Here is a 12,370-nt window from a genome sequence, read left to right as displayed (position 1 = left end):
AGGGGAGCGCTCCGTGGGGATGGGACGAAGGCCAGATGGTCTGTTAATCTGGAACCGATGCACCAGTAACAGGGGCCCTCCGGGGGGGCGTCCCTTCACACCTATCAAGGTTCAAACCCTTCTTCCGGGAAGAATATCCGGTCGGCGGACAGACATACCGGTATGGATACCCGGTACTCCCCACCCGTGAGCGCTGCAGAGATGCGGGAGATATACCGCCGGTACGCGGCCGGGCGGCCGGATCTCCGCGGCATCCTCCTGCCGGACCTCCTGCCGCACGACGCCTGCGGCGCCCACCAGGTGCCCGGCCGCATACGGGTGCTCTTCATCGCCGAGTCCCCGCCCTGGGCCGCCGGGCGGCGCGAGATCGCCGGCCCTTCCGACTGCTCGAGTGCCGACTACCCCTACTTCTACAACGGCCGCTACGACGCGGGGCGCCGCCGGGCGGGAGCGCCGCTCTCCGGCGGGCTCGCGGAGAACCTCTTTTCGCTGCTCGGGCTCGACGGCGGGACGCGCCGCGAGAACCTGGAACTCTTCACCGGGAAGAACTGCTTCCTGGTCGACACGGTCAGGTGCGTCTTCCGGAAGAACCGGAAGGCGGCCATCCCGGGCGACCTCATCCGGATGAGCGCCCGGGAGATCCTCGCTCCCGAGTTCAAGGATCTCGCCCCGGAGTACGTCGTCGCCCTCGGGAACACGGCGCTCACCGGGCTCCGGGAAATCGAGCCCTACGCGAGCGCTCTTGCGGGCGCCGGAACGATCACCGCGATCAGCGCCGATCGCCGGGACGACCTCTTCCGGGAGCACCGCCTCCTCTGCGTGCCCTACCCGGGCGGGCGGAACCGGCGCTACCTCGACGTGATCGAGTCGGAGTTTGCGGCCGTCAGGGACCTTCTGCCCTGACCGCGGCCCGCCGCCTATTCGGCGAGCTTGCGCTTCCCCTCTTCGTAGAGCTCCTCTTTGCGCTTACGGAGCCGTTCAGCCGTCGCCCGCTCCTCGGGGGTCCCCCGCTCTCCCGGCTCTATCCTCTTTGCTTCTTCTGCGATCTCGCCGGGGCGCAGGTACCCGGACGGTTCTACCTCCTCCCGGGCCTCCCGGTAGAGTTCTTCCTTCCGTTGCCGCTGCTCCTCTGCGGCGGACAGAGCGGCCTTTTGAGCGGCTCCGCCCACCGCGATCTCTCTCCCGCGGGCCCCGGCGGCCTTCTTCAACCGCACCTCGAGGACCCCGTTCCTGAAGGTGGCGTGCGCCTCCTCTCCGGTGACGTCGGCGGGCAGGGAGACCGTCCGGGCGATCGCCCCGACCCTCCGCTCCCGCATGTAGTATCCGGCTTCCTCCTCCTCTCTTGCCTCCTCCCGCCGTGCGGTTATCCGCAGCGTCCTCGGGTCAAGGAGCCGGACCGATATATCCTGCCGCTCGACGCCGGGGAGGTCGGCGACGACCAGAACGTCCGTATCGTCCTCCCGGACGTCGACCACCGTCCGGATACCGCCGGGCAGCGTCATCTGCTGTGCGGCTCCCGACATGCGTTCCATCGTCTCGTCAAACTGCCTCCGCATACTCGCGAGCATCTCATCGAACTCGATCCAGGGCTCCCGGGCCGTTCTCCTCCATGCCATGGGTACTCACTCCTGCCTCTCGGCGCTGCCCGGTTGTGAGCACGTCATATATACGTTCCTGTGCGGGGGTTGCCGCGACCCCCTCCTGCCGCGCACGGCGTCGGAGGCGACCGGGCCTTCCCACACCCCGTCCTCACCGGATCTCAAAAAATAACAACTGTTTTCCCACGACCGCACAAACAATGAGTCACAACCGGGGAAGGCCCCCGGCGCTCCCCGATCGTGATGCCGCATGGTCCGCTTCAACCTCAGCCCGTCGCTCATCGGCCGGTTCTTCTACCACGACTGCGAGCGCTACCTCCGCTACCACGCAACCCCCGAGCAGGAACGCGAGAACGCCGGCATCCCGGCGGTCACGGCGGATCGGAGCCCGACGACCCGGGCGCTCCTGGACGCGGGCATCCGGTGGGAGGAGGAGGTGGTCCGGGCGAGATTCACGGGACGGGTGCGGGTCCCGGACGGGGCGGGCCCCATCACCGGGCGGTCGTTCTCCATCGAGGAGAGTTTCGACCTCATCCCACGGCTCTTGCCCGGCGATGCGATCTACCAGTCGACCATCCCGGTCTCGGTCCACTTCCTGAAGAACTACGGTCTCGACCCGGAGGTGCACCGGTTCTCCCCCTGCCGCCCCGACCTCATCGTGCTCGGCGCGGGGAACGGCAGCGGGCCGCAACTCTCCGTCATCGACATCAAGGCGAGCGAAGACCTCAGCGTCAGCCACCGGATCCAGGCGACGCTGTATGCCCTGATCCTCGACCACGCCCTCGACCTGCTCGGGATCGACGTCCCGGTCGACCTCTCCCGGGCGGGGATCTGGCTCTACGGCGAGGGCGAACCGGAGTCGTTCGACCTGCACTTAAACACCCGGGTGGTTGAAGACTTCTTCCGCCGCCGCCTCCCGGGCATCCTTGCCGGCCCGCCGGGGGACGTGCCCTGGCACATCACGCCGCGGTGCGAATCCTGCGGGTTTTATCCCCACTGTCGCGCCGGGGCGGAGTCCTGCGCCTCGGTCTCGCAGATCCCGGGCCTCTCGCCCGCCGCGCGGCGGTATCTCCGGGAGGCCCCGTGGAGTCCCAAAGACCCCATCGATACCCTCCCCGACCTTGAGAGGTTTCTCGCGACCCCGGCAGGCGACCGGCACCTCGACGACTGCGGGTCGCTTGCAGGCCAGGGCGACCGCCTGCGGGCAACCGTCCGGGCTCTCTCCACGGGGGAGGTCGTCGCGCTCGCCGCGACGTCGCTTGCCCTCCCCGTCTACGAGGATATCGGGATCGTTCTTTCGCTCCAGAAGGACCCCGTCTCCGGCCGGGTCTACGCTCTCGGGTTCCGGCGGTTCAAGGGCGAGGCGGTCTACGGGACGCCCTCGCACGAGGCCGTCTTTGTCGCGGCGGACGAGGGCGACTGCGCCCGGGTGCGGCGGGAGTTCCTCCGGACGCTCGCCGCCGAACTTGCGGCCGTCCACGACTACAACCTGGGCCGGGAGTGGGCGGACCAGAAGTCGGTACAGACCTACGTCTACGACGCCTACGAAGAGGAACTCTTCGCCCGGCTGATCCAGGAGGCGCTTGAAGACCCCGGAGCGGCGGAGGATGCTCTCAGGCTGCGGTTCTACTACCAGGACCCCGGCATCGCCCGGGGGTCCAGCCACCCGGCAACGGCGGTCCCGTTCCCGCTTGTCGTCCTCACACGGGAGATACGGCGGATGCTCGCGCTTCCCGTCCCCTTCGCCCTCCGCCTGCCGGAGGTCCTCGCGGCCATCCCCTCCTCCCGCTTCGCGTATACGCTCAGCCCGAACACCCTCTTCTGGAACGAGCAGAGCAACGCCATGAAGGGCGACGCGGTCATCATGGCGTGGCACGGGAGGCGGCCGGAAGCCGCGGGCTGGATCCCGCAGGAGGTGTCGCGGCGGCTGCTTGCGGCGGGGAGCGTCCTCGACGGGCTCCGCGAGCGGGTGAGGGGCGGTCTCGTGCGGTGGCCGGAGAACTTCCGGTTCCCGCGCCCGTGGGAGGCCGCGACGCCGGAGATATCGCGCCTCCTCTTCGTCGTGGAGCACGAGTCGGCGCTTGCCGCCCGGCGGGTGCAGGAACTGCGCAGCAGGCCGTGGCCCGTGCGGGTCCGGGAGGGGACCAGCATCCCCCTCAAAAAGAGCGAGGGGAACTTCTGGAAGGTGCTACACCTCCTCGACCTTGCGCTCTTCGAGCAGTCGCAGGTCTTTGGCTACCTCCTTGTGCAGGACGGCGATGCGGGGGAGGAGGCCCAGCTCGGGTTTGACGACCTCCGCTACCGGGATAGCCCGAACCCCGGGAAGAGCGGGGTCTGCTTCGCCCGGGTCCACGACAGCATCGTCGACCGGAAGGCCGGACAGGTCCGGGGACTGGTCCTCGCGGTGGCCTGCGGCCGGGAACAGGCGCCTTTTGCTGAGGGCGACCTCGCGGTGCTGCACCCCCGGTTCACCGATTTTACCGCGCCGCGCTACGTCGACCGTCTCCTCGCCCTTGATGGGCAGCCGGAGAACGCATTCGTCCGGCTCCTCCGGGACCCTCGGGGGTTCGCCGCCCCGGTCGCCGAGCCGGAAGCGGTCGTCGCCAACGCGGAGCAACTCGCCCTCGGTGCCGGGTTCACGAAGAGTCAGGCCCGGGCGTTTCACCGGGTGATGACGAACCGGCTCACGCTTGTCTGGGGGCCGCCGGGGACCGGGAAGACGCATTTCCTCGCCACGGCGATCCTCTCTCTCGTCGGGGCCCGGCGGGCGCACGGGGAACGGATCCGGGTGGGGGTTACGGCGTTCACTCACGCCGCCATCGAGAACCTGCTCGTCCGGGTGCAGGACTCGGTCGACGAGTTCGGCCTTGCCATGGGGTTCCCGATCTACAAACTCAAAGGCACCCGGACGAGCAGGGGCGGGCGGAGCCTCGAGGTGCTGCCCCACGACCGGGCCGATACCGTCAGCGGCTACCCCTCCCTCCTCCTCGGGGGGACGGTGCACAGTTTTGAGCGGCTCGAGAAGTCCCTTCCGTCTCTTGACGTCCTCATCGTCGACGAAGCGTCCCAGATGAGACCGGCAGACCTCGCGATGGTCCTCCCCCTGCTTGCCGACGGCGGAAGGCTCGTCCTCGCGGGCGACGACCTGCAGCTCCCCCCGGTCGTCCAGGGGGAGTACCCGGCACCGGAGGACGGGCTCCCGGGGCTTGAGGACTCGATCTTCGCCTACCTCCGGCACCGCGACGGCCCCGGCCGCCCTGTCTACACCTGCCAGCTCCAGGAGAACTGGCGGATGAACCGCACCCTCTCACGGTTCCCGGCGGAGACGCTCTACGGCACCGGCTACGCTCCCGCGACGGACGCGGTCGGGGAGCAGCGGATCGCCCTTGCCCCGGGTTCGCCGGAAGAGGAGTGTATCGAGTGGATCCTTGATTCGGCATACCCGCTCGTGCTCTGCGTCCTCGAGAACGTCCGGACGACAGTCGAGAACCCCGTCGAGGCGGCGCTCGCCGCCCATCTTGCCTGCACGCTCCGGGAGAGGCTGCTTGACCCCGTCTCGGGGAAACCGTATCCGGCGACAGCGGACGGCGACGCCCTCTTCTGGCGGCGCGGGCTCTTCATCGTCAGCCCGCACCATGCCCAGATCGGCGCCATCCAGAACTGCCTCGCCCGGGAGAGGGGCTGGAAGTCCCGCCCGTTTGTGGACACCGTCGATAAGATGCAGGGGCAGGAGGCGGAGGCGGTCATCGTCAGCTACGGCGTAAGCGACGTCGAGACCGCCCTCGCGGAGGCCGGGTTCCTCTACAGCAGAAACCGCCTGAACGTCTCGCTGACCCGGGGCCGGTCGAAGTGCGTGGTCTTCCTGCCCCGGCCGCTGCTCGAGCCGCCGCTCGACCTCGTGCAGGACGGGGGGGCGGCGGCGGGGCTCCGGCACATGCTCGACCTCCAGGAGTTCTGCCGGACCCACGGCGAGGAGAGGATGTTCTCCCTCGACGGGGATGCGAAAGGGGTCCGGCTCACGGTGATGCGGGCGCGCGAGGGATGAAGGGCAGCCGGCTCTGCGCCATCGGGATTGGCCGTGCGGGCGAATGCATGACCCCGGCGAAGGGAGCGTGCACAGGGGGGCTCCCCGCCCCCTGCGCCCCACAGGATAAAGAGGTACCAGCACCAAGAGGTGGTGAATGGAGAATAATATCACGTTTGAGGAGTTCAATATCTCGCAGAAAATGCTCCGGGCGATAGAGGATATGGGTTTTGAGGAGCCCACGCCCATCCAGGTGAGCACGATACCCACGATACTCGAAGGGCGCGACGTGACCGGCCAGGCCCAGACCGGGACCGGAAAGACGGCGGCGTTCGGCATCCCGGCGATCGAGCGGGTCGACCCCGGGAACCGGGAGACCCAGGTCCTCGTCCTCTCCCCCACCCGGGAACTCGCCATCCAGACCGCCGAGGAGTTCGCCCGCCTGGCGAAACACCACAGGGGCATCAACACCCTCCCGATCTACGGCGGCCAGCCGATCGAGCGGCAGTTCAAGGGGCTGCAGCGCGGCGCCCAGATCGTCGTCGGGACCCCCGGGCGAGTGCTCGACCACCTCGACCGCGGTACCCTCTCGTTTGCCGGGGTGCACCTTGTCGTCCTCGACGAGGCGGACCAGATGCTGGATATGGGTTTCCGGGAGGACATCGAGAAGATCCTCGACGAGACGCCGAAAGACCGCCAGACGGTCCTCTTCTCGGCCACCCTCCCAAAACCCATCCTCGAGATCTCAAAGCGGTTCCAGAAAGATCCCGAGTTCATATCGGTCGCCCGCCGCGAGGTGACCGTCCCGCAGATCGAGCAGCTCTACCTTGAGGTGCGCAACCGGGACAAACTCGAGATCCTCTCCCGGCTGCTCGATATGTACGACCCGGACCTGACGCTCGTCTTCGCGAACACCAAGCGCGGCGTCGACGACCTGACCGCCCACCTCCAGGCCCGGGGCTACTTCGCCGAAGGCCTCCACGGGGACATGAAACAGACCCTGCGGGACCGGGTCATGGCAAAGTTCCGCGCCGGGACCATCGACATCCTCGTCGCGACAGACGTCGCCGCCCGGGGTATCGACGTCGAGGACGTCGACCTGGTCATCAACTACGACGTGCCGCAGGACATCGAGTACTACATCCACCGCATCGGCCGGACGGCACGTGCCGGGCGGACCGGGCGGGCCGTCACGTTCGTGGGCCCGAAAGAGTACTTCAAGCTCCGGACGATCCAGGACTATACCCGGATCCGGATCGCCCGGATCCCGCTCCCGACGCAGGGGGACGTCGAGGAGAGCCGGACGCGGAAACTGGTCGACCGGGTGCAGCAGGTCATCGACGAGGGCGGCCTCGACCGCTACGTGAACCTCGTCGAACGGATAACGTCTGAAGACTACACGTCACTTGAGGTCGCCGCCGCCCTCCTGAAACTGGAACTCAGCGGGGGCGGCCAGGGGCCGGCGCAGGAGACCGGGCCGGCGCTCCTCCGGATCCCGCTCGGGAGAGAGCACCAGGTCCGGCCGAAGGATATCGTCGGGGCACTCGCGGGGGAGACCGGGATCCCCGGCGGCGCCATCGGCGCGATCAACATCTACGAGACGTACTCCACCGTCGAAGTGCCCCCCGACGCCGCTGACCAGGTCGTCGAGGGGATGAAAGGAAAGACCATCGCCGGGATCAGGCTGCCCGGCCCGATCGAGATCGCCGGGCGGTAAGGGCGGAGCCGGACCCGGAGATCCGTTTTTTTACGCACCCGCGGGGCATGAACGGCGGCCTCCCGGGCTATAGATGCATACCGTCACAGAGCCGGTGCCGTTTTTCCGAAACCCGGACGAACCCCGGTGCGTGCCGGCGGGAGTATCTCCCGGTAACCGGGGAGCATGGAGGGCACCCCATGTGCACCTGCACCTCCCGCCGCCGGGAGAAACAACTATATACCTGGATGTATATTCTGTCATCATTGGGGGGGTGGTTGCGTCAACCGGTCGGACGTAATCTCTGACATTTCCGGAGTCTCATCGCCATCAAAAGCTTCCATAAAACCTGCCCTGTGACCTGCATGCGCACAACAGTATATTGATACAAAAGGTGTGCCGACCTTCCAGCCCCGCTGCCTGTGTTGAGCCGGCACCCGTGCCGCTCATCCTGCATCCCGGGCGCTCCGGGTTGCCTCGGAGCGCCCTCTTCCGGAGAGGCCGGTCCCGGGGAGACCGGTCCTCCGGACTCACGCACCGGTCTTGCGGGGGGGGGGAGCGGGCCGTGTCGCCCGGTACACGGCGCCGTCCTCCCCGCGGGTGCGCCACAGAGGCCTTTCTCCAGGCCATTCTTCTTTTCCGGTCTCTCTTCCGGGCCCGCCCTTCAGGCGTTCCGGCCCTCGAGCTCGGCGTTGAGCATCTCCAGGTAGTCGGAGAGGAGGCGGGTGATCAGGAAGTGCTGCCGGACGTGCTCTTTCCCGGCCCGGCCGAGCCTCTCACCGAGGTCCGGGTTCTCGAGGACCTGCCGGACCCGCCAGGCGAACCCGTCCGTGTCGGTCGGGTCGAGGAGGAACCCGGTCTCGCCGTCCTCGATCTGGAGCGGTATCCCGCCGACGCGGGAGGCGATGACCGGACGGCCCTTCCAGAGCCCTTCGGTGACGGTCAGGCCAAACCCCTCGCGGAGCGATTTCTGGAGGATGACGGCCGAAGCCCGCTGGAGGGCGTTGACCAGCAGGTGGTCCTCGGCGGTGATCAGGATGACGTCGCCGGCATCGATGAGGGGCCGCGCCGCCTCCTCGACCCGCCGGTAGATCGCCCAGCCTTCGGGGTCGTCGGGGGCCATGCTCCCGCAGAGGACCAGCCTGCAGTCGACGTGCCGCCTGACCTCGCAGAAGACGTCAACGACGCCTTCGGGGTCCTTCCACTTGTCGAACCGCGAGATCTGGGTGACCAGCGGTTTGTCGGTCGGCACGCCGTATTTCGCAAGGAGGCCGGCGATCTCGGCGTCGGAGAGGTCGCGGTTCTTCTCCGAGAGCGGGTCGATCGCCGGCCGGCAGATCCACTGCTCCATCGGCATCCCGCGACGCCGGTACTGCTCGTGCGATATCACCATCCGGTCGTAGTCGAGGACGAAGCCCTTGAGGAACTCCCAGAGGGCGGGGTCCGGGTTCGAGAGGTCGACGTGGCACCGCCAGACCCAGGGCTGGGTCTTAGGGTAGAACCGGATCAGGGGCAGGGGCTGCGGGTCGTGGATGACCACGAGGTCGTGGTCGATCATCATCCTCCCCGCGAAGGCCTCGTTGGTCCGGAGGTAGAGGGCCTTCTCCTCGTCCGAGAACGCGATCCCCTGCCCCTGGAGAGCGTTGTGGAAGTTCTTCGTGATGACGAAGAAGTCGCCTTCGCCGTTTAAGATATTCCACTGCGTCTTGATGCCGACGTCGTTCATGAGCGGGACGAGCGAGAGGATCATCTCCGCTACGCCGCCGCTCTGGTAGGTCGAGTTCACGTGGAGGACCCGTTTCCCCCGGAGGCCCGCCGCTTTTCGGTAGATCCCGGAGATGACGTCGTCGCCGACGATGGGCCGGTGGTCCTCGAGCGTCCGGCCGTTGCCGCAGATACAGGTTATTCCATCCATATAGGCCATCGCAGATCTCCCCTCGAATGATTGTGCTGGGACGTGCTACAGAGATTATCTGTACTTCCAAATTTATAAATTTATTTATATATAATTATTATTTTTAGAGGCCCGATACACCGGTACAGCCCCGCATACGGGACGGAAACGGAGAGGCGCACTGCTGCGGCGACCCGGGCAGGCCGGAAAAGATTAATAAAATGGCAGGATTCAGCCCTCCCCGGGCAGCAGATCGGGGGCGAGGAACCCCCGCGCGGCGGTGCGCCTCCGGGATCCCCGGGAGAAACACCCCTATGTTCCGGGACCCCAACGCCGTCCGGTGCGATGTACCGAATGCACGCCCCCGGGCTGGAACCCCCGTCCCGGGTCACCACCCCCGACGGCGTGACCTTCAGGAGGATGGGGGAGTTCGCCGGGATGATCGGCGGGTGCGACTTCCTGAAGTGCGACTGCGAAGGGCGGAGTGGTCGATCCGGCCAGAAGACCTCGATGGGGTGCGCCGCATCGAGATGGAACTCCACGTGCCCCCGATCGGCGGGCCGGTCAACCGCGCACTCCTCGACTACATCGGGGAGCACTATGACTTCACGATCGACCGGACGCCCGGCTACGACGTGCTGGGCGTCATGGGGGTCCTGCACGCCGTCCAGAAGGGCGGGGACCCCCGAGCCCCCGGCCGCGGTTCAGGTCCCCGGAAAAACCCCGGAATACCGGAAGAATACGCGAACGCCGGTGATCCGGGCCCGGCCGGCATGCATAAATAGGATTCCGGTTTTACCACCCCGGCGGTGAAGCAGCATGGTACAGGCAAAAGAAGGTGACACCGTCAGGGTGCACTACACGGGGAAACTGAAGGACGGTACGGTCTTTGATACATCCGGCGATCGGGCGCCCCTCGAGTTCACCATCGGCGGAGGGCAGGTCATCCCGGGGTTCGAGCAGGCCGTCGTCGGTATGGAGCCGGGCGAGACGAAGACCGCCACGATCCCGCCCGAAGAGGCCTACGGCCCCCACCGCGAGGACATGGTGCTCACGGTCGACCGGGACCTGTTCCCGGAGGAGATCAACCCTGAACCGGGCCAGCACCTTCAGGTCCAGCAGCCGTACGGCAGGGCGGCCATCGTCGTCGTCAGCGAGGTCTCGGAGTCGACCGTGACGCTGGACGCGAACCATCCCCTGGCCGGGCAGCCCCTGACGTTCGATATCCGGCTCGTGGACCTCGTCAGCGCCGGGTGAGAGGGAGGGGCGGGTTACAAAGAAGGCAGGCAGAAGGCCCTCCACCCGGGTGGGGGACGAATGCCGTCTGCCGGCAGTATCGGCGGGTTATTTTCGCCGTATCGTGCATCCTCATCTGCGGGTGTGAAGCGGGAATCACATGGTCTACACGTGCGCCGACCCCGTCACGGCCGCAGGAACCTCCGCAACCCCGCAAGCGGGCGGGTGTTCGCGATATCGTCCGCCGTGAGCCATCCCCGCCGGGCGGTCGCGACGCCGAGCTCCATGTAGCGGAGGTTCTCGCGGCTGTGGGCGTCCGAACCGAGCGAGAACCGGACGCCCGCCTCCCGGGCCGAGCGGGCGTTGACATCGGAGAGGTCCAGCCTGCCGGGGAAGGCGTTGATCTCTAAGAGGACGCCGAGCGCCGCCGCGGCCTCAAAGACCGCGGCGAGATCGATCCGGTAGGGTTCCCGCGCAAGGAGGATCCTTCCCGTCGGGTGGCCGATGATGTCGACGTGGTCGTTGTGCATCGCCGTGACGACACGTTCCGTCATCTCCCGCTCGGGCTGCCTGAACCCCGAGTGAACGCTCGCCACCACCACGTCGAGGTCGGCAAGGACGCTGTCAGGGAGGTCGATCCTGCCGTCCATACCGATGTTGCACTCGGTGCCGGAGAGGACGGTGACGCTGCTGCCGCCTTCGCGGTTGATCCGCTCGATCTCGCGCACCTGGTCGGCCAGGCGCTCCGGGGAGAGGCCGCGGGCGATATGAAGGGTCTCTGCGTGGTCGCAGACGGCGATGTACTCGTAGCCGAGCGCCGCCGCGGCCTCCGCCATCTCGCCGACGGAGTGGGCGCCCTCGCTCCACCGGGTATGGACGTGGAGGTCGCCCCGGATCGAACCGTAGCCGACGAGGTCGGGCAGGGTCCCGGCCCGGGCGGCCTCGATCTCGCCGCGGTCCTCCCTGAGTTCCGGCTCGATCCAGGCAAGGCCGAGCGCCCGGTAGATCCCGGCCTCGTCCTCCCCCGCGACCATGCGGTTGCTCGCAAGATCCACGAGCCCGTACTCGTTGAGCCGCCAGTTCCGCGCAATCGCGAGTCTCCGGAGAGCGATGTTGTGCTCCTTTGACCCCGTGAAGTACTGGAGCGCGGCCCCGAACTGCCCCTCCTCCACCACCCGGAGGTCGACCTGGACCCCGGTCGCGAGCACCACCGAGGTCTTCGTCGTCCCCCGGGCAAGGACCCGCGTGACCCCGGGAAGGGTGGAAAAGACCTCCATCACCTCCTCCGGGTGCGTCGAGGTCGCGAGGATGTCAAGATCCCCGATCGTCTCCTTCATGCGGCGGATCGAGCCCGCGAGGCTCACCTGCCTGACCGAGGCGAGCCCCGCGAGCCGCTCCTCGATCTCCCGGGCGACCGGGAGGATATACCCGAGCAGGTGCCGCTTCTTCGCCGTCCGGCTCATCTCGATACCCGCGAGGATGTTCTGCTCGGTCTTCTCCCCGAACCCGGGAAGGTCGCGGATCCGGCCCGCCTTTGCCGCCGCCTCCAGGTCATCGACGGACCGGATGCCGAGCTCGCGGGAGAGCACGGCCGCTTTCTTCGGCCCGATCCCCTCGATCCGGGTGAGTTCCTGCACGCCCACCGGGAGCTCGCGGCGCAGGGACGCTAAGTAGGCCAGGCTCCCGGTATCGACGATCTCACGGACCTTCCCGGCAATGCCCCTGCCGACCCCGGGGATCTCGTCGAGGCGCTCCTCCCGCGCGACGTCGGCGATATCCTCCGGCAGGGTCTCGATCGCCTGCGCCGCCCGCCGGTAGGCCTGCGGCTTGAACCGGACGCCCTTGATCTCAAGGAGGTCGGCGACCTCGTAGAGGATCGCCGCGACCTCAAGGTTGGTCATCCCGGGGAGCCTCTCCACACC

At 67.5% G+C, this 12,370-nt stretch carries 8 protein-coding genes; 5 read left to right on the top strand and 3 right to left on the bottom strand.

Features of this window, described 5'->3' with window-relative positions; translation table 11 throughout:
- Window positions 1-162: 162 nt before the first annotated feature.
- Window positions 163-903, top strand: a complete 741-nt coding sequence (locus QZ408_RS13505; protein WP_292492301.1) for a uracil-DNA glycosylase family protein — start codon at window positions 163-165, stop codon at window positions 901-903.
- Window positions 904-917: 14 nt separating this feature from the next.
- On the opposite strand, the gene QZ408_RS13500 is transcribed toward QZ408_RS13505, so the two are convergent.
- Complete coding sequence (locus QZ408_RS13500) at window positions 918-1,616, bottom strand: Hsp20 family protein (RefSeq protein ID WP_292492299.1); 699 nt, start codon at window positions 1,614-1,616, stop codon at window positions 918-920.
- A gap of 232 nt (window positions 1,617-1,848) precedes the next feature.
- On the opposite strand from QZ408_RS13500, the gene QZ408_RS13495 reads away from it, so the two are divergent.
- On the top strand, window positions 1,849-5,643 hold the full coding sequence (locus QZ408_RS13495; protein WP_292492297.1) for an AAA domain-containing protein: 3,795 nt from the start codon (window positions 1,849-1,851) through the stop codon (window positions 5,641-5,643).
- Window positions 5,644-5,779: 136 nt separating this feature from the next.
- Window positions 5,780-7,339, top strand: a complete 1,560-nt coding sequence (locus tag QZ408_RS13490) for a DEAD/DEAH box helicase (protein WP_292492295.1) — start codon at window positions 5,780-5,782, stop codon at window positions 7,337-7,339.
- 643 nt (window positions 7,340-7,982) lie between these two features.
- Here QZ408_RS13490 and QZ408_RS13485 read toward each other — a convergent pair.
- Entirely contained in the window at window positions 7,983-9,242 is a 1,260-nt protein-coding gene (locus QZ408_RS13485; RefSeq protein WP_292492293.1) for a glycosyltransferase, read from the bottom strand.
- A 434-nt stretch (window positions 9,243-9,676) separates the two neighbouring features.
- On the opposite strand from QZ408_RS13485, the gene QZ408_RS13480 reads away from it, so the two are divergent.
- Both QZ408_RS13480 and QZ408_RS13475 read left to right on the top strand, forming a co-directional pair.
- Window positions 9,677-9,997 (top strand): hypothetical protein, encoded by a 321-nt coding sequence (locus QZ408_RS13480; protein ID WP_292492292.1) that lies wholly within the window; start codon window positions 9,677-9,679, stop codon window positions 9,995-9,997.
- A gap of 34 nt (window positions 9,998-10,031) precedes the next feature.
- Window positions 10,032-10,469, top strand: coding sequence for a peptidylprolyl isomerase (locus tag QZ408_RS13475; RefSeq protein ID WP_292492290.1), 438 nt, complete (start codon window positions 10,032-10,034; stop codon window positions 10,467-10,469).
- 164 nt (window positions 10,470-10,633) lie between these two features.
- Here QZ408_RS13475 and polX read toward each other — a convergent pair whose 3' ends face one another.
- Window positions 10,634-12,367: a DNA polymerase/3'-5' exonuclease PolX gene (polX, locus tag QZ408_RS13470; protein WP_292492289.1), complete on the bottom strand. Its 1,734-nt coding sequence runs from the start codon at window positions 12,365-12,367 to the stop codon at window positions 10,634-10,636.
- Window positions 12,368-12,370: the final 3 nt, after the last annotated feature.

The organism is Methanoculleus sp. 10 (assembly GCF_913757945.1).
In the GTDB taxonomy this organism is placed as follows: Archaea; Halobacteriota; Methanomicrobia; order Methanomicrobiales; family Methanoculleaceae; genus Methanoculleus.
Note: the sequence above shows the minus strand (reverse complement) of the source record. Positions and strands in the feature narration are given on the sequence as shown.